Origin of the sequence: Alkalihalophilus pseudofirmus (assembly GCF_029094545.1) — a bacterium.
GTDB lineage: Bacteria > Bacillota > Bacilli > Bacillales > Bacillaceae_D > Alkalihalophilus > Alkalihalophilus pseudofirmus.
In genome coordinates this window covers 3,476,543-3,498,655 of record NZ_CP117835.1, presented here as the reverse complement: position 1 = coordinate 3,498,655, position 22,113 = coordinate 3,476,543, and the positions used below count along the sequence as shown (strand labels likewise).

At 42.5% G+C, this 22,113-nt stretch carries 24 protein-coding genes and 1 riboswitch; all 24 genes read left to right on the top strand.

Features of this window, described 5'->3' with window-relative positions; translation table 11 throughout:
• Positions 1-17 precede the first annotated feature (17 nt).
• Complete coding sequence (locus PQ478_RS18490) at positions 18-1,199, top strand: acetyl-CoA C-acetyltransferase (protein ID WP_289235112.1); 1,182 nt, start codon at positions 18-20, stop codon at positions 1,197-1,199.
• A 48-nt stretch (positions 1,200-1,247) separates the two neighbouring features.
• Positions 1,248-3,032, top strand: coding sequence for an acyl-CoA dehydrogenase FadE (locus PQ478_RS18485; RefSeq protein ID WP_022629046.1), 1,785 nt, complete (start codon positions 1,248-1,250; stop codon positions 3,030-3,032).
• 520 nt (positions 3,033-3,552) lie between these two features.
• A complete protein-coding gene (locus PQ478_RS18480) occupies positions 3,553-3,720 on the top strand; it encodes a hypothetical protein (RefSeq protein WP_012960356.1) in 168 nt (55 codons plus the stop codon).
• Between the two features lie 36 nt (positions 3,721-3,756).
• Positions 3,757-4,113, top strand: a complete 357-nt coding sequence (locus PQ478_RS18475) for an arsenate reductase family protein (RefSeq protein WP_012960355.1) — start codon at positions 3,757-3,759, stop codon at positions 4,111-4,113.
• A gap of 124 nt (positions 4,114-4,237) precedes the next feature.
• Positions 4,238-4,627 carry a glycine cleavage system protein GcvH gene (gene gcvH / locus PQ478_RS18470; RefSeq protein ID WP_289235111.1) on the top strand — a complete coding sequence of 130 codons (390 nt, stop codon included), beginning with the start codon at positions 4,238-4,240 and terminating at the stop codon, positions 4,625-4,627.
• A 108-nt stretch (positions 4,628-4,735) separates the two neighbouring features.
• Complete coding sequence (locus tag PQ478_RS18465; RefSeq protein WP_289235110.1) at positions 4,736-4,972, top strand: YusG family protein; 237 nt, start codon at positions 4,736-4,738, stop codon at positions 4,970-4,972.
• A gap of 121 nt (positions 4,973-5,093) precedes the next feature.
• On the top strand, positions 5,094-6,368 hold the full coding sequence (locus PQ478_RS18460) for an MFS transporter (RefSeq protein ID WP_075683849.1): 1,275 nt from the start codon (positions 5,094-5,096) through the stop codon (positions 6,366-6,368).
• Positions 6,369-6,439: 71 nt separating this feature from the next.
• A riboswitch (SAM riboswitch) is annotated at positions 6,440-6,552 on the top strand.
• Positions 6,553-6,727: 175 nt separating this feature from the next.
• Positions 6,728-7,753 (top strand): methionine ABC transporter ATP-binding protein, encoded by a 1,026-nt coding sequence (locus PQ478_RS18455; RefSeq protein ID WP_289235109.1) that lies wholly within the window; start codon positions 6,728-6,730, stop codon positions 7,751-7,753.
• Positions 7,746-8,414: a methionine ABC transporter permease gene (locus PQ478_RS18450; protein ID WP_289235108.1), complete on the top strand. Its 669-nt coding sequence runs from the start codon at positions 7,746-7,748 to the stop codon at positions 8,412-8,414. Before PQ478_RS18455 ends, PQ478_RS18450 begins: the two co-directional genes overlap by 8 nt.
• Positions 8,415-8,427: 13 nt before the next feature.
• Complete coding sequence (locus PQ478_RS18445) at positions 8,428-9,282, top strand: MetQ/NlpA family ABC transporter substrate-binding protein (protein WP_289235107.1); 855 nt, start codon at positions 8,428-8,430, stop codon at positions 9,280-9,282.
• Positions 9,283-9,391: 109 nt separating this feature from the next.
• Positions 9,392-9,778 (top strand): carboxymuconolactone decarboxylase family protein, encoded by a 387-nt coding sequence (locus PQ478_RS18440; protein WP_012960349.1) that lies wholly within the window; start codon positions 9,392-9,394, stop codon positions 9,776-9,778.
• Between the two features lie 219 nt (positions 9,779-9,997).
• On the top strand, positions 9,998-10,147 hold the full coding sequence (locus PQ478_RS22010) for a YuzK family famiily protein (protein ID WP_180316873.1): 150 nt from the start codon (positions 9,998-10,000) through the stop codon (positions 10,145-10,147).
• Between the two features lie 250 nt (positions 10,148-10,397).
• Positions 10,398-11,183, top strand: coding sequence for a Fe-S cluster assembly ATPase SufC (gene sufC / locus PQ478_RS18435; protein WP_289235106.1), 786 nt, complete (start codon positions 10,398-10,400; stop codon positions 11,181-11,183).
• 85 nt (positions 11,184-11,268) lie between these two features.
• Positions 11,269-12,576: a Fe-S cluster assembly protein SufD gene (gene sufD / locus PQ478_RS18430; protein ID WP_289235105.1), complete on the top strand. Its 1,308-nt coding sequence runs from the start codon at positions 11,269-11,271 to the stop codon at positions 12,574-12,576.
• On the top strand, positions 12,576-13,796 hold the full coding sequence (locus PQ478_RS18425; RefSeq protein ID WP_289235104.1) for a cysteine desulfurase: 1,221 nt from the start codon (positions 12,576-12,578) through the stop codon (positions 13,794-13,796). The genes sufD and PQ478_RS18425 overlap by 1 nt, the downstream gene beginning before the upstream one ends.
• Positions 13,786-14,223, top strand: a complete 438-nt coding sequence (sufU, locus tag PQ478_RS18420; protein WP_012960345.1) for a Fe-S cluster assembly sulfur transfer protein SufU — start codon at positions 13,786-13,788, stop codon at positions 14,221-14,223. Before PQ478_RS18425 ends, sufU begins: the two co-directional genes overlap by 11 nt.
• 54 nt (positions 14,224-14,277) lie before the next feature.
• Complete coding sequence (sufB, locus tag PQ478_RS18415) at positions 14,278-15,675, top strand: Fe-S cluster assembly protein SufB (RefSeq protein WP_012960344.1); 1,398 nt, start codon at positions 14,278-14,280, stop codon at positions 15,673-15,675.
• 370 nt (positions 15,676-16,045) lie between these two features.
• Positions 16,046-16,894, top strand: a complete 849-nt coding sequence (locus tag PQ478_RS18410; RefSeq protein ID WP_012960343.1) for a DUF72 domain-containing protein — start codon at positions 16,046-16,048, stop codon at positions 16,892-16,894.
• Between the two features lie 45 nt (positions 16,895-16,939).
• Complete coding sequence (locus PQ478_RS18405) at positions 16,940-17,764, top strand: sulfite exporter TauE/SafE family protein (protein ID WP_289235103.1); 825 nt, start codon at positions 16,940-16,942, stop codon at positions 17,762-17,764.
• 13 nt (positions 17,765-17,777) lie between these two features.
• Positions 17,778-19,148: a bifunctional metallophosphatase/5'-nucleotidase gene (locus PQ478_RS18400; protein ID WP_289235102.1), complete on the top strand. Its 1,371-nt coding sequence runs from the start codon at positions 17,778-17,780 to the stop codon at positions 19,146-19,148.
• Positions 19,149-19,229: 81 nt separating this feature from the next.
• The gene (locus tag PQ478_RS18395) at positions 19,230-19,541 is read left to right on the top strand and encodes a YunC family protein (RefSeq protein ID WP_012960340.1); all 312 of its coding nucleotides are present in this window, start codon (positions 19,230-19,232) and stop codon (positions 19,539-19,541) included.
• A 150-nt stretch (positions 19,542-19,691) separates the two neighbouring features.
• A complete protein-coding gene (locus PQ478_RS18390; RefSeq protein ID WP_289235101.1) occupies positions 19,692-20,792 on the top strand; it encodes an HD-GYP domain-containing protein in 1,101 nt (366 codons plus the stop codon).
• A 15-nt stretch (positions 20,793-20,807) separates the two neighbouring features.
• Positions 20,808-21,602 (top strand): thymidylate synthase, encoded by a 795-nt coding sequence (locus PQ478_RS18385; RefSeq protein ID WP_289235100.1) that lies wholly within the window; start codon positions 20,808-20,810, stop codon positions 21,600-21,602.
• Entirely contained in the window at positions 21,599-22,084 is a 486-nt protein-coding gene (locus tag PQ478_RS18380; protein WP_289235099.1) for a dihydrofolate reductase, read from the top strand. The genes PQ478_RS18385 and PQ478_RS18380 overlap by 4 nt, the downstream gene beginning before the upstream one ends.
• Positions 22,085-22,113 lie beyond the last annotated feature (29 nt).

The window sequence follows — 22,113 nt, the reverse complement described above, 5'->3', positions numbered from 1 at the left end:
GTAGGAGGGATACGATAATGAGAGAAGCAGTAATCGTTGCTGGCGCTCGTACGCCAGTCGGAAAAGCAAAGCGTGGAACTTTAGCAAATGTGAGACCAGATGATCTTGGTGCTCTTACGATAAAAGAAACATTAAGACGTGCAGAAGGATTTGATCCAGCACAAATAGATGATGTGATTATTGGCTGCTCAATGCCAGAAGCTGAGCAAGGAATGAACGTCGCAAGAAGCATCTCTGCTCTTGCGGGACTTCCTAACACAGTACCAGCTATTACGATAAACCGTTACTGTTCATCAGGTTTGCAAAGTATTGCTTACGGGGCTGAGCGCATTATGCTGGGCCACTCAAAAGCGATCATTGCAGGCGGTGCAGAATCAATGAGTATGATCCCAATGGGCGGGCATGTCATTGCTCCTAACCCTACGCTTGTTGAAGAACAGCCTGAGTATTACATGGGCATGGGATATACCGCAGAAGAAGTAGCGAATCGTTTTGGCATCAGCCGCGAAGATCAGGATGCTTTCGCTGTAGAGAGTCATAAGCGAGCAGCGGCTGCGATTGAAGCGAATCGCTTTGCTGATGAAATTGTACCAGTCGATGTTACGCTTCGTGCAGTTGGACCTGACAATAAATTAAAAGAGAAAAAGGTTGTATTTGATACAGATGAAGGTGTTCGTCTTGATACAACGCTTGAAGGCCTTGCGAAACTTCGTCCGGCTTTCCATCCAAAAGGGTCTGTAACAGCTGGGAACTCGTCACAAATGAGTGATGGCGCAGCGTCGGTTCTTCTTATGGACCGTGAAGAAGCAGAAGCAAGCGGTTTACAGCCGCTGCTTAAGTTTAGAAGTTTTGCTGTTGCAGGTGTTGCTCCTGAAATTATGGGGATTGGCCCGGTAGAAGCGATTCCTAAAGCTCTTAAACTAGCAGGTTTAGACATTTCTGATATTGGATTATTTGAATTAAATGAAGCATTCGCATCTCAATCACTTCAAGTTATTCGTCATTTAGAGCTTGATACAAATAAGGTGAATGTCAACGGAGGAGCCATTGCTCTTGGCCATCCGCTTGGATGCTCTGGTACAAAGCTGATGCTGTCATTGATGCATGAAATGAAGCGCCGCGGCGAGCAGTTTGGTGTTGTAACGATGTGTATTGGCGGCGGTATGGGTGCTGCTGGTGTGTTTGAATTAATTGGTTAATTAATAGGTGACAATTATTAGATCACATATATTAAGGGAGGAATTATGATGAGTAACACAGCAGAACGTGTCGTAAAAGGCGGGAGCTTCTTAGTAGAGGATATTGAGGCAGATAAGGTCTTTACTCCAGAGGACTTTACAGATGAGCAGATTATGATCGGCCGTACAACGGAAGAGTTTGCGGTGAAAGAAGTCGTACCTCATCTTGAAAAGATCGAAAACCACGAATTTGAGCACACAGTAAGGCTTTTAAAGCAAGCTGGTGAGATCGGACTTCTTGGTGCTGATGTACCTGAAGAATACGGCGGTTTAGGACTTGATAAGATCAGTTCATCTCTAATCTCTGAGAAATTTGTTCGCGGCGGTGCATTTGGATTAAGCCACGGCGCACACGTTGGAATCGGGTCACTTCCAATCGTATTTTTTGGAAATCACGAGCAAAAATCAAAGTACCTTCCTGGCCTGGCAAGCGGTGAAACCATTGCTGCTTATGCACTAACAGAGCCAAGCTCAGGTTCTGATGCTCTAGGTGCGAAAACAACTGCTGTTCTAAACGAAGCAGGAACGCACTATGTATTAAATGGGGAAAAACAATGGATTACAAACTCTGCCTTTGCTGATGTCTTCGTTGTTTATGCAAAAATCGACGGTGAGCAGTTCACAGCATTTATCGTAGAAAAAGACTACGAAGGCGTTTCAACTGGTCCAGAAGAAAAGAAAATGGGGATCAAAGGATCTTCTACTAGAACACTCATCCTAGAAGATGCACTAGTTCCAAAAGAAAACGTACTTGGTGAGATCGGCAAGGGCCATGTCATTGCCTTCAATATCCTAAACGTTGGTCGTTACAAGCTTGGAGTAGGCTGTGTAGGAAGCTCAAAGCGTGCGTTAGAGCTTGCAGCTAAATATGCAAACGAGCGTAAGCAATTTAAAACACCAATTGGGAAATTCACTTTAATCCAAGAAAAGCTAGCAAACATGGCAACAGCAACATATGCTGCTGAAAGCTCCATCTATCGTACGGGCGGATTATTTGAAGAACGTCTTGGCGGACTATCTGATGAAGAGCAAAAAGACGGCCGTGCCGTTGCTAATGCAATTGCTGAATATGCGATTGAGTGTTCTTTAAATAAAGTATCAGGTTCTGAAACGCTTGATTATGTAGCCGATGAGGCTGTTCAAATCCACGGCGGTTACGGCTTCATGGCTGAATACGAAGTAGAGCGCATTTATCGTGATTCTCGTATTAACCGTATCTTTGAAGGTACAAATGAAATTAACCGTCTTCTTGTACCAGGTACGATCATGCGTAAAGCTATGAAAGGCGAGCTTCCTCTTCTTCAAAAAGCAACAGCGCTTCAAGAAGAGTTAATGATGATGATGCCGCAAGAAATCGGTGACTCGCCTCTTGAACAAGAGAAATACTTGCTTGGCATGGCTAAGAAAATCTTCTTAATGGTAGCTGGTACCGGAGCTCAGAAGTATCAACAAAAGCTTCAGCACGAGCAAGAGCTTCTTTCAAATGTGGCTGATATCGTAAGCGAAGTCTTCTCTATGGAGTCTGTGATCTTACGTACAGAAAAGCAAATGAATAAGTCTGGCGAAGAAAAAGCAGCTCAAAAGCTTCGCATGACACAAGTGTATTGCCAAGAAGCATTCAACCGCATTGAAGCTCATGCGAAAGAATCATTAGTAACTATGGAAAGCGGAGATACTCTTCGTACGATGCTTTCCATCCTGCGCAAATTAACGCGCCACACGCCAATTAATGTAGTAAGCATTAAGCGTGAAATTGCAGCGGAAGTTCTTAAAGAAGAACGCTACGTTGTTTAATAGTTACGACTGTTAGTCCAATTACGTTAACCAATTTTGGGGCTTAACCGCCCCAAAAATTATATAACTCCTTTCTTATGAAGCATTCTCCTCTCTAGTACAAAAAAGCCCTGGAAGCGGGCTTTTTTGTCGTTAGTGCGGGAAGTGCTCGGACCAGAGTGGAAAGAGCGGAGGCCCAGGCAGATGGAGACACGATGCAGACCGGCGGATCGATGCAGACCGGCGCAATTATGACGAAGGTAGATACAATTGTTCTTCAGAATGACGCAATCAGTACCTGAACCGGCGCAATAAAGAGCAACTGACGCAATACACCGCTGCACCGACGCATATATCACTCTGAGCAGCGCTATAAACGCTCAGACCAGCGCAAATCAACGCCGCACCGACGCAATTGCCGCCGTGAGCTTTCAGTACTTGCCCCCATGCGGTACTATCAGCCCCCTCTAAACTTCCAGAATCGTTTCGGCTCATTCGTAGCATCCTATAATCAAATTTAACAACAAGGGAAGGGATTACGATGAAAAAGCAGCCGAAGATTGAGTATACAGGACCATTAACTGGAGTAGAGGAGTTTGCGACGGATCTAACAGAAGATACAACTCAAGCAGCCATTCAGCAAATGTGGGAAAGTGATATAGATGATCATGAGCGTAACAGTTGTAGAAATAGAAAAAATAAGCAATAATGACGTAAAGTATCCAAGCAGGAGAGGAGTTTTTTTATGTTAGTAACGTTTTATCATTATCCGAAATGCGGGACATGCCGTAAAGCGAAGAAGTGGCTCGAAGAAAATGGAGTTGAATTAAACGAAGTACATATTGTTGAATCACCTCCTTCTAAAGAAGAGCTTGAATCCTTTTATAAAAAAAGCGGCCTAGAGCTCAAGAAATTTTTTAACACAAGCGGTCAAAAATATCGTGAGCTTGGCTTAAAAGATAAGCTGGCAGATATGAGTGATGAGGAGAAACTTGAGCTGCTTGCTTCTGATGGCATGCTGATTAAGCGCCCGATTACAACGGACGGCAATCTTGTCACGGTAGGCTTTAAAGAAGAGCAATTTGAGCAAACATGGAAATAATCCTATACAAAATCACGTTGATCATGACACATTAAGACAAAATCTTTCGACTAAGCATTTAGTTTATATGGCAAAAAAGGTATAATAGAGTGAGTATGTACCAAATTGATGGAGGGATTATCACATGAGTGCAAATGTACCAAAGGAATTAAAGTATTCAGAAGAGCATGAGTGGGTGAAAGTTGAAGACGATAAAGTACGTATCGGAATTACAGACTTCGCTCAATCAGAACTAGGAGATATCGTTTTCGTTGAGCTTCCTGAAGTTGGAGACGACATCGAAGCAAACGAGCCTTTCGGTAGTGTAGAATCAGTTAAGACTGTTTCTGAACTATATGCACCAATTAGCGGGAAAGTCGTTGAAATCAACGAAGAGCTTGATGATTCCCCTGAATTTGTAAACGAATCACCGTATGAAAAAGCATGGATGATCGTTGTTGAGCTTAAGGATTCAAATGAAGTGGACAAGCTGATGAACGATTCTGAGTATGCAGAAATGATCAGCGAAGATTAATCATTTTAGAGAAGGAGGAACCTGCCTCCTTCTCTTTCTTTTTCCTCGAGTAGAACACACCGTGCGGCATACACTATAGCTACACCATACATTTGGAGGGGAAGCGGTATGGATTTAGTAAAAGTGGATGTGACAAGCAAGGTAAAAGGAAAGTATGAAAACGGCCATATGAACCTGTATGTGGATGATGCTCGCATCGGACAAGTAACGGAAACAGAAGCGGGCTTGCAGCATATTATGAGTGCTGGATATATATTTGAAGAGGATAAAGTATATAGATATGAACAGACCGACCCTAACCAAGTGACTTCCTATGTAGACAGCTGTGAAGAGGGCTGGTGTTAGAAGAACTGGTGTTAGATGATGTAAGCTTTTCGTCTGAAAACTTTGACGAAAGGCTTTTTATTTTGGGTGAAATCGACTATTATATTTAGGGGATCGAAATAATGAAAAGGTGATGGTCGATATGGCGCGTCTTATGGGAGACTGGTCAAGGCAGCTTAAATCATATAATCGAAATGTGCGTTTGTTTCTTTTAGCCTCTGTCCTAGCTAATATTGGGATGGGGATTTTTATGGTCATTTATAATTATTATATACGTGAGTTAGGCTATGTTGATCAAGTCAACGGCAGAGTCATTGCGATGCAGGCTATGGCTAGTGCGATTGCACTTTTGCCTGCTGGCTTGTTGAGTGATAAGATCGGCCGAAAAAAAGTCATCTTGTTTGGAGCCGTTTTTGCAGCCGTCAGTCTTTTACTAAGAGGGGTGCTGACAGCTGAAACACTTCTATTAGCAACTGCTTTTATGACAGGACTTTTTATGGCGTTTATCCAAGTATCTTCTATTCCACTCCTTGCGGAAAATTCATCTGAAAAAGAACGGGTGCACCTGTTCAGCTTTAACTTTGCTCTTATTATGGTAGCAAACGTAATCGGAAACACATTAGGCGGGACGATGTCTGATTTATTTCATAATGTATTTGGCCTCGCCATGTTAACAAGTGTACGAATCACCTTGTTGTTTGGGGCAGCATTATTTTTTATAGCGTTAATTCCAATTTTAAAGATTCGTGAGGAACAAAAAGTCCGCAAAGAGAAAACAGGAGCAAGCTCTCTAGGGAAGTTATTTACGACACATCGTTCCAGTCTGAAAGTGATCGGACTTTTCGCTGTAGCTAACTTATTGATTGGCTTTGGATCTGGTCTCGTTATCCCTTACCTGAATCTCTATTTTACCGACCGCTTTGATGTAAGTTATTCGGTTGTCGGTATTATTCTCTCTTTAGGCCAGGCAATGACGGCGATTGCGCTAATGATCGGTCCAAGTGTCGTGCGAAGAGTGGGTGAAGTAAAAGCGGTGGTCATTTTGCAGCTGTCCTCCTTGCCGTTTCTTCTATTAACTGCCTACACAGAAATATTGTGGGTTGCTGTTATAGGTTTCTTATTTAGGCAGGCATTAATGAATGCAGGGAATCCAATCCAGATGGCATTGATGATGCGGAAGGTAGATGACTCGATGAAAGGTCTTGCTAACTCAGTGGGCCAGATGGTGTTCCAGCTTGGCTGGGCGGTAATGGGTCCTGTTTCAACTACCCTTGTAATGATTCATGGTTCCTACTACGGGTATGCGTATGTATTCACGATCACAGCAAGCCTTTATCTCATCGGTTCGGTCTACTTTTTTCTAGTATTTAGGGAGAAAAAAGCAACGGAAATATCTTCTTCAAATGTTTCGGCATAAAATCGTTGACAGCTAAAAAACCCGCGTGCTATGATGCATTCATGTAAAAGCGAACGACAACAACTTTATATCTCTTATCGCGAGAGGTGGAGGGACTGGCCCGATGAAACCCAGCAACCACTAAGTCATATGTTGACCTAGAAGGTGCTAATTCCTGCAAAGCATGAGCTTTGGTAGATGAGAGAAGGGATAATGAATTTACGCCTTTCTGTTCATCATAAACAGAAGGGCTTTTTTATTGTGTATGAGTTTGTCGTACGTTAGAGTTAGGAGATCCTCATCCTTTCATGCTTTACTAAATAACTTCAGTAAAGCTTATAACGTGGTTTGGGATTTATAGAGAAAGTAGGGAGTAATTAATGATTTCACTTCGATCGATTCGTAAACGATTTGAAACGAAGAATGGCACCGTTCATGCCGTCGATGGCGTTGATTTAAATATCGGCGAGGGGGAGATATTCGGTGTGATTGGATATAGCGGCGCAGGTAAAAGTACGTTAATTCGTATGTTAAATATGCTTGAGCGTCCAACAGAAGGAGAGGTTGTTGTAGCTGGCAAAAAGCTTTCAGCACTCTCAACAAAAGAATTAAGAAAAGCCCGTCAAGAAATCGGGATGATTTTCCAGCATTTTAATTTGCTTTGGTCGCGTACGGTGCGAGATAATATCGCGTTTCCTCTTGAAATTGCAGGTGTGCCAAAAGCCAAACGTGAACAACGGGTGAATGAGTTAATTGAGCTAGTAGGGCTTAAAGGACGCGGAGACAGCTATCCATCGCAATTGAGCGGCGGACAAAAACAGCGTGTCGGTATTGCACGTGCGCTTGCTAACAATCCTAAGGTGCTGTTATGTGATGAAGCAACATCCGCACTAGATCCTAAGACGACAGATTCGATTTTGGACTTGCTCGTTGATATTAATCAAAAGTTAGGCTTAACGATCGTGCTGATCACACATGAAATGCACGTCATTCGTAAAATTTGTCATCAAGTGGCTGTGATGGAAGCCGGTAAAGTAGTTGAGCAGGGACCGGTGCTAGAAGTATTCCGTAAGCCAAAAGAAGAGATGACGAAGGAATTTGTTAAGCAAATTACAGAGCCTGAAGAAACGACAGATGCGATTAAGCAATTACTCGCAGATCACCCTGAAGGTAAAATTGTTCAGTTAACCTTCGTCGGTGAAGAGGCGGAAAGCCCATTAATTACGCAGCTGATTCGCTCATTTGATATTGAAGTAAATATTGTGCAAGGAAAGATCACGAAGATCCAAGAAGGGTCATACGGGACGTTATTTGTTGCTTTACATGGAGAGACTGATGAAGTCGAGCGCGCGATTGCCTTTATCCGCAGCAAGAAAGTGGAAGTGGAGGTGATCACGTATGAATGATCAATTTTTAGCTGATGTGAAATGGGACCGCTTATGGGATGCGACGATTGAAACGCTCTATATGACGTCTATTTCTGTCTTTGCTACATTTGTACTTGGCCTCATTTTAGGATTAGTTCTTTATCTGACAGCCAAAGGGAATCTATGGGAGAATTATCTTGTTAACGTGGTGGCAAGCTTTATCGTTAATATTTTTAGATCAATCCCATTTATCATATTAATTGTTTTATTAATTCCATTTACAAGGGCCCTGACAGGTTCGATGCTTGGGGCAAATGCAGCGCTTCCTGCATTAATCATTGGAGCTGCCCCGTTCTATGCGCGTATGGTGGAGATTGCCCTGCGTGAGATCGATAAAGGGGTTATTGAAGCGTCACAATCAATGGGAGCGAGCAACTGGACAATCATTCGGAAAGTTTTAATTCCTGAATCCTTGCCAGCACTTATTTCTGGAATCACCGTTACAGCGATTGCACTTGTCAGCTATACAGCGATGGCAGGGGTCATTGGTGCAGGCGGTCTGGGCCATTTCGCGTACCTAGAAGGATTCCAGCGCAATAACAGCGAGATTACTTTGGTAGCAACAATCGCAATTCTATTGGTCGTTTTTGTGATCCAGTGGATTGGTGATTATTTTACAAATAAAACAGATAAACGGTAGGGGGAAAAGAGAGATGAAAAAGTTTTTAAGCGTAGTAGCAGCTGCAGCATTGTCTGTATCATTAGTGGCATGCGGCGGTGCAGAGGAAGAAACAACAGATAACGAAGCTGGTGAGGGTGCTGAAGGTGAAACAACGACATTAACAGTCGGTGCTTCTGCTGTACCGCATGCAGAAATCCTTGAAGCAGCACAGGAATTGCTTGCTGAAGAAGGCATTGACCTTCAAGTCCAAGTTTTCCAAGATTACATCTTGCCAAACCAAGCGTTACGTGATGGCGACATCGATGTGAACTATTTCCAAACGCCTGGTTATTTAGCAATGCAAATTGATGAGAACGACTATGACTTTGTCAGCGTTGGTGCAGTCCATGCAGAACCAATCGGTGTGTACTCTAAAGAATATTCAAGCCTTGATGAGCTTCCTGAAGGCGCCTCAATTATTATGAGTGATTCAATCAGTGACCACGGCCGTATTCTGCCGATCTTTGAGCGTGCAGGCTTAATTGAGCTAGATGTTGAAGAAGGTCAATTAGCAACAATCGATGATATTTCATCTAATCCGAAGAACTTACAATTTGGTTCAACTCAAGTAGAAGCTCGTATGCTTGCTCCTTCATTTGAAAGCGGCGAGGGTGATGCTGTTGTCATCAACACAAACTACGCTCTTGAGGGCGGAGTAGATATTGAGCAATACGGAATTGCATTTGAAGAAGAAGATGTACTTCAACCTAACCTGATCGTTGTTCGTGCAGAAGATGAAGAGCGTCCAGAAGTACAAAAGCTTTTAGAAGTTCTTCAATCTGAAGAGATCCAAAACTTCATCAACGAAGAGTATGATGGAGCTGTTATTCCTTTAACTGAAGAATAAGATGAAAAACAGATAAAGAGCGCCTAAATGGCGTTCTTTTTTTGTATAAATGAATTCCTGAAATCGAATACTACCTTTGAAGTGGATTCAACTTTAGGAGGGATGAATGATGGAACAGCAGCAACAGCAGAACCAAAGTGCAGTTGAGATGGCACTACTTGAATATAAAGAAGGGTTAGGACACTTCACAGAGAAGATGCCTGATATTGCTAAGAAATATAATGCGTTCACAGAAGCATGTTTTGCAAAAGGCAAGCTTTCTCAAAAAGAAAAGCAAATGATCGCACTTGGTATTAGTGTATTTTCACAAGATGAGTATTGTATTATTTATCATACAAAAGGATGCCTCGACCAAGGCTGTACTGAAGATGAAATTTTAGAAGCAGTGGGCGTTACAGCAGCATTCGGCGGCGGGGCAGCGATGAGCCAGGCTGTCACTCTTGTCCAAGAAGCAATGACCGACCTTAGCGGCAAAGGCAGTCAGATGCAGCAGTAAATTTTTCAAATATTGGGTCAAGTCGAAAAACGGTGGAAATAAGAGTTATCGTGTTGGTAAGTTTTCTGACAATGGCATAGGTGATCTGATAACCTGTAAAGGAACCTCAGCCTCTTTTTTGCGCTTTGGTCAATTAAAGCGTTCATGTTAAGATACATGTATCAAAAGAGAAGGGATTGATTCATTATCCAGTCATTAGACGCTGCGTATACGAGTGATATGGAAAAGGCAATGCATTCTGCACATGGAGTAGGTTATGAGGAATACAACCGAAGCCTCGATAAAAGAATGGAAATTGAGAGAGCTCGTGATAAAGAATACAAACGCTGCAATGAAATGGTAAGGGAATTCAATCAACACCATCTATAAGTTCTGTTAGGATAGAATAAAATGACATAAGGGAGTGGCCCATAACTGGCGCCGCTCCCTTTGTGTATGAACCAATCTATATTATAATGAAGAATGTTGCGTGAAACGCAATTGTACATACTAGTCTCGTTACCTTGAACTTATGTTGGATTTGTTATAAGATTGTAATGAGAATAGATTGAGAATAATTCGATTTAATCATCGAAATCACACTGCTTGTTATAAGCAAGATAAATTGGAGGTCATAAAGATGTCAGCACCATTCTTAAAAATCGAGAACTTACACGTTTCAATTGAAGGAAAGGAAATTCTTAAAGACTTCAGTATTGAAATTAACGGTGGAGAAATCCACGCAATCATGGGACCAAATGGTACAGGTAAATCAACTTTAGCTTCTGCAATCATGGGTCATCCGAAATATGAAATCACAAGCGGTTCTGTAACAATGAACGGTGAAGATGTGCTTGAAATGGATGTAGACGAGCGTGCACAAGCAGGTCTATTCCTAGCGATGCAATATCCATCTGAGATCAGCGGAATTACAAACGCGGACTTCTTACGTTCTGCTATTAATGCAGGCCGCGAAGAAGGTGATGAGATTTCTCTAATGAAATTCATCCGTAAATTAGATGAGAAAATGGATCTTCTTGAAATGGATCAACAGTTTGCACAGCGTTACTTAAATGAAGGATTCTCTGGCGGTGAGAAGAAGCGTAACGAGATTCTTCAATTAATGATGCTTGAGCCTAAGCTTGCAATCCTTGATGAGATCGATTCAGGTCTAGATATCGATGCACTTAAAGTCGTATCAAAAGGTGTTAATGCAATGCGTGGTTCTGAGTTTGGATGTCTAATCATCACTCACTACCAACGTCTTCTTGACTACATCAAGCCTGATAAAGTACACGTTATGATGCAAGGCCGTATCGTGAAATCTGGTGGTTCTGAATTAGCTGAACGTCTTGAGGCAGAAGGTTACGACTGGATTAAAGAAGAACTTGGCATTGAAGACGAGCGCGTAAACCAAGAAGCTTAAGTCAGTCTAGTTTTATCTGCAGTGCATGATAAGCACAGCAAGAAAAGAAGCAAATGAGCGAATCAACAGTAAAGGGTGGGTATGTATGTCAATCGAGACAAAAGTAACGTTCGACAAAGAACAGATTCAAGCATTCTCGGATGGACGCAATGAGCCGGCATGGCTTAAAGACATCCGTTTAAAAGGAGCAGAGCTATTCGATACGCTTGAGCTCCCTAAACCTGATAAAACAAAAATCGATAAATGGAACTTCACAGCAGCTAACTACAATCTTGCTGAAGTAAAAGCAGCGGACAATGTAGCAGCACTTGCTGAAGGAATCCGTAACCTGGTTGGCGATGAAGATAAAGTAGATAACCTTCTAGCACAGCAAGACGGTTCTACGGTTTATACGAAGGTCTCAAAAGAGCTGACAGATAAAGGCGTTATTTTCACAGATCTTGCTACTGCAGTAGAAAAGCATGAAGATCTAGTGAAGAAATATCTTTTCGGTGAAGCTGTTCAAATGGATGAAAACCGTCTAACAGCTCTTCACGCTGCATTATTAAACGGCGGTACGTTCATCTATGTGCCTCGTAATGTAGATGTAGAAGTACCGCTTCAAGCTGTATATGCATTTGGTGCAAAGGATGCTGGTTTATACAACCACGTCATCGTCGTAGCAGAAGAGAATAGTTCAGTAACATACGTTGAAAACTATGTTTCGTTATCAGAAGATGAGGCGGTAGCTAATATTGTGGCAGAGGTTTATGCAGCACAAGGCGCAAAAGTAGCGTTCGGTGCAGTTGATAATCTTTCAAGCAATGTAACAACCTATGTAGTACGTCGTGGACACGTTGAGCGCGATGCTCGTCTTGAGTGGGCACTTGGTCAAATGAACGACGGAAATACCGTATCAGAGAACACGACTCATCTTGTAGGCGACGGTTCTTGGGCTGACACTAAGACTGTAACAATCGGTCGCGGCAGCCAAAAACAAAACTTTACAACACAGATCTTCCATCACGGAAAGCATTCTGAAGGATATATCTTAAAGCATGGTGTTATGCGTGATGCTGCAACAGCAATCTTTAACGGTATTACGAAGATTGAGCATGGTGCAACAAAATCAAACGGTGAACAGACTGAGCGCGTTCTTATGCTAAGTGAAAAAGCTCGTGGAGATGCCAACCCAATTCTTCTAATTGATGAAGATGATGTAACGGCAGGTCACGCAGCTTCTGTAGGCCGTATTGATCCGCTTCAAATGTTCTATCTAATGAGCCGCGGTATTCCGCGTAAGGAAGCAGAAAGACTCGTTATTCACGGTTTCTTAGCTCCTGTTGTGTCACAACTGCCGATCGAGTCAGTGAAAGAGCAATTGCGTGAAGCAATTGAAAGGAAAGTTCTGTAATGAATGTAGCTGAGATCAAGAAGCAATTTCCGATTCTTGACCAAAACGTAAACGGCCACCCTCTCGTGTACCTTGACAGTGCAGCAACTTCTCAAAAGCCGTTGTCTGTCATTGAAAAGCTTGATGATTATTATCGTCGTTATAATTCTAATGTACACCGTGGTGTGCATACACTAGGTACGATGGCGACAGATGAATATGAAGGAGCACGTGAGAAGGTTCGTTCGTTTATTAATGCTTCCTCCGCTGAAGAAATTATCTTTACTAGAGGAACAACAACAGCTCTGAACCTTGTTGCCGGAAGTTATGCGAGAAGCAATTTATCGGCTGGAGATGAAATTATCATTACCCCGATGGAGCATCACAGCAACATCATACCGTGGCAGCAAGTGGCTCGTGCAACAGGTGCTACGTTAACGTATTTACCTCTTCAAGCTGACGGAACCATTGATCTTAAAGATGTAGAGGAAACGATCAGCGAGAAAACAAAAATAGTATCGATCATGCAAGTATCAAACGTACTTGGAACGATCAATCCAGTAAAAGAAATTGCTGAGATTGCCCATCGCAACGGGGCTATTATGGTTGTTGACGGGGCGCAAAGTGCTCCTCATATGAAAGTTGATGTGCGTGATTTTGACTGTGACTTCTTTGCATTTTCTGGTCACAAGATGGGTGCACCGACTGGAATTGGAGCATTGTATGGTAAAAAAGAGCTTTTAAACAATATGGAACCGATTGAATTTGGCGGAGAAATGATCGACTTCGTTGGACTGCAAGAATCAACTTGGAAAGAGCTGCCTTGGAAGTTTGAAGGCGGGACTCCGATTATTGCAGGAGCGATCGGCCTCGGTGCTGCGATTGATTTTCTAACTGAGATCGGTCTTGATGAAATAGAAAAGCATGAACATGAACTAGCAGAGTACGCACTTGAGCGCTTGTCAGAAGTAGATGGCATGACTATTTATGGACCAAAACATCGTGCAGGACTTGTTACTTTTAATTTAGATGATGTACACCCGCATGATGTTGCAACTGTTCTAGATGCGGAAGGAATTGCTGTTCGCGCAGGTCATCACTGTGCTCAGCCGCTTATGAAATGGCTGGATGTAACTGCAACGGCTCGTGCAAGCTTCTATATTTACAATACAAAAGAAGATATTGATACCCTTGCAGAGAGCTTAGTAAAAACAAAGGAGTACTTCGGAGATGTCTTTTAATAACCTTGATACCTTGTATCGTCAGGTGATTATGGATCATTATAAAAACCCGCGTAACCGTGGTGAGTTTGATGGTGACACACTGACAGTCAACATGAACAACCCGACATGTGGAGATCGTATACAGATTCAAATGAAGTTAGAGGACGATCGTATTTCTGAAGCGAAGTTTGTAGGAGAGGGCTGTTCAATCAGCCTTGCTTCTGCATCGATGATGACTCAAGCTGTTAAAGGATTAACAGCAGAAGAAGCCATCGCAATGTCTGAGATTTTCTCAAACATGATGCTTGGCAAAGAATACGATGAAGATCGTTTTGATTTAGGTGATATTGAAGCTCTTCAAGGGGTTTCAAAGTTCCCAGCGCGAATTAAATGTGCAACTCTTGCATGGAAAGCAATGGAGAAGGGCCTAAACGAAAAAGAATAACGGCTTAGCCTTTTGCAAAAAGGGGTAAGCAACTATCTAAGGAGGGTTTCCGACATGGCTAAAAAAATGCCTGATATCGGTGAATACAAATACGGGTTCTCGGATCGTGACGTATCCATCTTCCGTTCAAAGCGTGGTTTAACTCGTGAGATCGTAGAAGAAATTTCACGTATGAAAAAAGAGCCGCAATGGATGCTTGATTTCCGTTTGAAGTCATTAGAACAATTCTATAAAATGCCTATGCCTCAGTGGGGCGGAGATTTATCTGAACTTAACTTTGACGAAATTACGTACTACGTAAAGCCGTCTGAGAAGTCTGAGAAATCTTGGGATGAAGTTCCTGAAGAAATCAAAAACACATTTGATAAGCTTGGAATTCCAGAAGCTGAGCAAAAATATCTTGCAGGTGTATCTGCACAGTATGAATCTGAAGTTGTTTACCACAACATGAAAGAAGATTTAACTGAGCTAGGTATTCTTTTCACAGATACAGATACAGCACTTCGTGAACACGAAGAGATCTTTAAAGAGCACTTCGGTACAATTATCCCTCCATCTGATAACAAATTTGCAGCATTAAACTCTGCTGTATGGTCTGGTGGTTCATTTATCTACGTGCCAAAAGGTGTTAAAACGGATACGCCTCTTCAAGCGTACTTCCGTATCAACTCAGAGAACATGGGTCAATTCGAGCGTACGTTGATCATTGCTGATGAAGACAGCTCTGTACACTATGTTGAAGGTTGTACAGCACCTGTTTACTCAACAAACTCACTTCATAGTGCGGTTGTTGAAATCATCGTTAAAAAGAACGCATACTGCCGTTACACAACGATCCAAAACTGGGCGCCTAACATCTTCAACCTAGTAACTAAGCGTGCGGTAGCAGATGCTGGTGCAACAATGGAATGGGTTGATGGTAACATCGGTTCTAAATTAACGATGAAGTATCCAGCTGTTGTAATGCGCGGTGAAGGTGCAAAAGGTACGATCCTTTCAATCGCTATTGCGGGTAAAGGACAACACCAAGATGCGGGTGCAAAAGTTCACCACTTAGCGCCAAACTGTTCATCAACAATCGTTTCAAAATCAATCTCTAAACACGGCGGTAAAGTAACGTACCGTGGTATCTGTCACTTCGGACGCCGCTCTGAAGGGTCTAAATCAAAAATCGAGTGTGATACGCTTATCATGGATAACGAATCAACTTCTGATACGATTCCATACAATGAGATCTTAAATAACAACATCACACTTGAGCATGAAGCTACGGTATCAAAGGTATCTGAAGATCAACTCTTCTACTTGATGAGCCGCGGTATTTCTGAGCAAGAAGCAACAGAAATGATCGTAATGGGCTTCATCGAGCCATTTACAAAAGAACTTCCAATGGAATATGCCGTTGAAATGAACCGTCTGATCAAGTTCGAGATGGAAGGTTCAATCGGTTAAGGATTGGATAATGAATGATACGTGCTATGCACGTTGTGAAAAGCGAATCCATCATGGATTCGCTTTTCTTTTCTACATATATGGCAAGGGTTTGCGGGACACGCGGGGCAGCCGACAGGCAACCGGCGCAATTATGCGGTGAACCGACGCACTAACAAGCTGAATAGGCGCGATTCTCCGGCAGAGCGACGCAATTAAACTGAAGTGACGCAATTGACAGCGAGACGAATACAATTATTGTTTCGACCGGCGCATATAACCTATATACCGGCGCAATTACTGCCTGAACCGACGCAATCGCCTCGCGCTAGAACCCGTCACACAGCTCGCAGCACCCATATCGATCTTCTTAAAAAGGAAGGTGAGTTCATTGATCTACATTGGATTAGCTGGCTGGGGAGACCATGATGACTTATATGAGGGGACCCCTAGCAACCAAAAGCTTGAAACGTATGCTAGTTTCTTTCCTGTCGTTGAATTAGACTCTTCTTTTTATGCTGTTCAGCCGCTTCGCAACATGGAGAAATGGGCGAGAGTGACGCCGTCTTCTTTTAAATTTGTCGTAAAAGCCTATCAAGGCATGACAGGTCATCAGAAAAGCTCAGATCCGTTTGAATCGAGAGAAGAAATGTTTGCGGCCTTTAGAGCCTCGCTTGAGCCGCTTCAAAAAGCAGGGAAGCTGGCGATGGTTCTATGTCAGTTTCCTCCTTGGTTTGATTGTAAGAAAGAGCATGTGGCGTATTTACGTTATGTAAAAGAGCAGCTAAAGGATATTCCATGTGCACTCGAATTTCGGAATCAGACATGGTTCACCTCAGATATGAAAGAGAGAACTCTTTCCTTTATGAAAGAAGAAAATTGGATTCACAGCATCTGTGATGAGCCGCAGGCAGGCGTAGGCTCTATCCCTGCTGTTTTGCAGGCGACAAATAAAGAAGCGACATTAATTCGCATGCACGGCCGCAACCGTCATGGCTGGAATGATCCAGGCAACGGAAAGTGGCGTGATGTTCGGTACTTGTATCAGTATAAGGAACACGAGTTAAAAGAATGGCAAAAGAATCTCTCCCAGCTCGAAAAAGAATCGAAGACGATCTATATGATCTTCAATAATAATTCAGGCGGCGATGCTGCAGGAAATGCACAAGAGATGATCTCGATGCTTGATATTGAATACACAGGCCTTGCCCCTAGACAATTGGACTTATTTTCGGAATAATATAGTAAAATTAATTAAAGACAGAAATAAAGGAAGGTTCCTTTTATGGAGTGGATATTGCTCGTTATTGTTGGGCTGGTTGCAGGCACATTTGGAAGCTTACTCGGGCTTGGCGGGGGAATTATTGTCGTGCCGGCCTTATTATTATTAAGTTCCACAGTCGGTATATTAGCAGGAGTCACACCGCAAGTAGCGGTTGGAACCTCGCTGTTAATCATGATTTTTACAGGCTTATCATCAACTCTTGCGTATATTAAACAGAAGAAAGTTGATTATAAGAGCGGCCTGCTCTTTTTTCTTGGAAGCGGACCGGGTGCACTTGTTGGGGTGTGGTTAAACCGTTACCTTGAAGTGGAGCCATTTTTAATTTATTTTGGCTTATTTATGATTGTGGTGGCGATTGTATTAATCATAAGGCCATATTTAAAGCCGATCCCGTTATCTGAAAAAGGGGTTAAGCGTACATATGTAAACGATCTTGGTGAGTCATTTGAATATGGTTACCGGCCGGCTGTTGCGATCTCGATTTCGTTTGTTGTTGGTATGTTATCGGGCCTTTTCGGTATTGGCGGCGGTTCGTTAATGGTGCCGGCAATGATTATGTTATTTCATTTTCCGCCTCATATGGCAGTGGCTACGTCGATGTTTATGATTTTGCTCTCAGCGATAACAAGCTCGGTTTCACATATTGTACTTGGTAATGTGAACTGGCTGTATGCTCTTGCGTTAATTCCTGGAGCGTATCTTGGGGGAATAGCTGGGGCTGCAATTAATAAACGATTATCCAGTAATGCGTTGTTAATAGCGTTTCGTATCTTTTTAATCATTGCCGCTATACGATTGATTTACCAAGGGGTTACAGGAGCATAGGGAGGAGGAAACGATGTCAGTAGAGAGAATTACGATTTATCATACAAATGATATTCATAGCGGTTTTGATACATGGGCGAAACTTGTTGCCTACATAAAGCAGCATAAGGATCCTAACAGTTTATATGTCGATTTGGGCGACCATGCAGATAGAAGTCATCCAATTACAGAAGCGACAAGCGGTGCTGGGAATGTATCTCTTTTAAATGAGGCAGGGGTCGAGTATGCAACCATCGGTAATAATGAAGGGATCACGTTTTCACATGACGAGCTTGATTCTTTATACACGAATGCACAATTTAAGGTGTTAATCAGCAATTTATTTACTGCTGAAGGCAAGCGGCCGCGCTGGACAAAGCCCTATGCCATTCACCAAACGAAAAATGGGGTGAAAATTGCTTTGATCGGGGCTACAGCTCCTTTTAAGCAATTTTATCATCAGCTGGACTGGAAAATCACTCCTCCGATTGAGGCGATTAAACAGTGTGTAGAGGAAGTAAGAGACAAGGTAGATGTTGTCATTGTCTTATCGCACTTAGGCTTGTTTCGTGATGAGGAACTGGCTGAAGTAGTTGAAGGAATTGATGTGATCTTAGGGGCACATACTCATCATGTTCTTGAAAAAGGGAAACGACGTTACGGCACGTTAATTGCACAAGCTGGCAAGCACGGTGCGTATCTTGGAAAAGTAACGATTGATGTCGATCTTAAAACAAAAACCGTCGCAGCCGATGAGGCTGAATTGATTGATCCGGATTCATTAGTGGAAGAAGATGATGCGACGCTTGCTTTGTTGGATCGATTAAATCAAGACTCAGAAACAGCCTTAGCCAAACATATTGCTAATCTTCCTAGAGTGTTGCCTGTTTCATGGCAGGAAGAATCAGAGGCCTCGCAAATCCTTTGTGATGCGTTGACTGAATGGTGCAAAGAAGAGATTGGAATGATGAATGCAGGCGTTCTTCTTGAAACCTTTACAGAAGGTCCTGTAACGATGCAGGATGTCCATAGATCGTGTCCGCATCCGATTAATCCCTGTGTTGTGGAATTAACAGGAGCAGCCCTTAGAAGCACCATTATCCGTTCTTTTAGTACAGAGATGAGGACATTGGCTTTAAAGGGATTTGGCTTTCGAGGCAAAGTATTAGGACGGATGATTTTTACTGGGATTGAAGTGGAGCTTGATAAGTATGAACAAGTGACTGAGGTCCTTATTTTAGGCAAGCCGCTTGATCTTAACCAAACCTATACGATTGCAACGCTTGATATGTATACGTTTGGCCACCTCTATCCGGCCATTGCAGATGCAAAAAAGAAAACCTACTATATGCCAGAGCTTTTGCGGGACGTTCTTAGTTGGAAGCTAGGACAAATTTGGGCATAACTGATGCTCACCCATTCCTTTGAAAGGTCATATCGTAATAAGGAAAACGGATGACTGGATTTGAAAAAGGAGTGGAGTAAAATGCTTGAAATGACACCTATTACTATCGAAGGCGAGACGTTTATAGCGGTCACTTTAAAGCTGCCGAAAACCAATTTTATGGCTGTCACAAATGATGTCGGCTATATTATGTGCGGAGCGCTTGATGTCGGGTTGTTAAACGCTAAGCTGAAAGAACGTAAAATCGTAGCGGGCAGGGCAGTAGGTGTGCGAACAATTGAACAGCTGCTAGAGGCTCCTCTTGAGTCAGTAACGCTTGAAGCCGAAGAGCTCGGAATTACCGTGGGAACGACAGGGAAAGAGGCTTTATTGAAAATGAAATACGATTCATAGAAGAAAGCCCTCTAGTCGGCCGCTGAGAAAAAAGCAGCCGATCAAGGGCTTTTTGTTTTTGTCACAGAGAGGTTGTTCACAAATAGGCAGGCTTGCGGTACACTTTGTTATAGTTGCGTGTTAAATACACAAGAATCAAGGTGAACTACTATGAGGTTAGTATCTGTTAAGCATGTAGAGTCTGGAGCAACGCTCGGCCGCGATATTTACAATGACAATGGCCAGATCTTACTTTTTAGGGGAGTTGCCCTGACAGATCGTCTAAAAGCCCGTCTTGTTGATATGGGGATCTATTATATCTACATAGAAGATGAGATGACAGAAGATGTTGTCATTGAATCAGTGATTCGTGAGGATACTAGGCACAAGGCGGTTCAAACGATTAAAGAAGAGTTCAAAGCGATAAGTGTGGAAACAAAGCTCAACAAAACGATTAATTTGGACCATCTCAGCAAGAGCTTTACATCAGTTATTGATTCCCTTTTAAAAGATATTAAAGAAAATCAAGATGCGCTTGCAATGCTGCAGGAAGCTTATGTGCATGACAACTACATATTTACCCATTCGTTAAATGTGACGGTCTACACGTTAGGTCTTGCGATGAAGCTCGGTTATTCATCGAAGAAATTAAATGAAATCGGGGTCGGTGCCTTACTGCATGACGTCGGTAAAGTGTCTGTTCCGCTTGAGGTCTTAAATAAACCAGGCCGATTAAATGATGATGAATATGAAATTATCAAGACGCATGCGATGGCAGGCTATGATATGCTGCGGGGAGTCCCAAATATTCCTCTTTTGGCTGCTCACTGTGCACTGCAGCATCACGAGCGGGTAGATGGAAGCGGGTATCCTCGTGGGTTAAGAGGCGAACACATTCATCAGTATGCTAAAATTATTGGCATTGCCGATGTATTTGATGCGGTCACTTCTCATCGTGTCTATAGAAAACCGATGCTGCCTCATGAAGGGCTTGAACTGCTTTATTCCGGGGCAGGCCAGATCTTCGACAAAAAGCTTGTTGAAACGTTTCGTGAAACCATTTCGATTTATCCAATCGGCCTCACGGTAAAATTAAGTGACGGGCGTATGGCGATTGTGGTCAAACAAAATAAACAAATGAGCACCCGCCCTGTAGTGCGCGTATTTAACGAAAATGGGCAGCGAATTAAACATTATTATGATATTGATTTAATGGATTATTTAGATGTGACGATCGTGGAAACAGAAGCAACACTTGCAAGCGTAAAATAAAGGAGTTGAACATAAATGGACCAATATCTTGCTTTATGTGAGCATGTTTTAAAAAATGGTGAAACAAAATCAGATCGTACGGGGACAGGCACGATAAGTACTTTTGGCTATCAGATGCGATTTGATCTAGCGGAAGGATTTCCGGCACTGACGACGAAAAAGCTTCACCTTCGTTCGATTATCCATGAATTATTGTGGTTCTTAAAAGGTGATACCAATATTGGATACCTTAAAGAAAATAACGTTCGAATCTGGAATGAATGGGCCGACGAAAATGGCGATCTTGGACCTGTATATGGTAAGCAATGGCGTTCATGGCAAGGCGCAAATGGCAAAGTAGTTGATCAAATCTCTGAGTTGATCGAACAAATTAAACATAATCCGGATTCTAGAAGGCTGATTGTCAGTGCCTGGAATCCAGCAGAAATTGATGAAATGGCGCTTGCTCCTTGCCACTGTTTGTTCCAATTTTACGTAAATGATGGCAAGCTTTCCTGTCAGTTATATCAGCGCAGCGCCGATATTTTCTTAGGCGTGCCTTTTAATATTGCCTCTTATGCACTGTTGACGATGATGATTGCTCAAGTAACAGATCTTGAGCCAGGTGAGTTTGTTCACACATTTGGAGATGCTCACATCTATTCGAACCATGTTGAGCAAGTAAAGCTTCAGTTAACAAGAGAACCAAGAGCACTTCCTAAAATGAAAATCAATAAAGAAGTGAAATCGATCTTTGACTTTACAATTGAAGACTTTGAGTTAACAGATTATGATCCGCATCCGCATATTAAAGGCGAGGTATCGGTATGATTTCCTATATTGTAGCGATGGATAACAAGCGTACAATCGGAGCAAATAACGATCTTCCTTGGCATCTGCCTGCTGATCTAGCTCATTTTAAGAGAGTTACTTCAGGGCATACCATTGTGATGGGGCGTAAAACGTATGAATCGATCGGCCGGCCTCTTCCAAAGCGCAGAAATGTGATCTTAACGAGAAATAAAGATTTCAACGCAGAGGGCTGTGAGGTCGTTCATCAATTAGAAGAAGTATTAGACATCGCCAAACAAGAAGAGGAATGTTTTATTATAGGTGGGGCCGAATTATTCAAGCTGTTTTGGAATGATACGGACCGCCTCTACATTACTCACATTGACGAAACCTTTGAAGGAGACACTTACTTCCCAAAAATAAAAGAAAGCGAGTGGGAGAAGGTATCCGATGAGGCAGGTACAGTCGATGAGAAAAACCTCTATCCTCATAGGTTTTGTACGTATGAGCGTAAAAAGTAATCAAGCATAATTAAATAGAAGTCAATTTG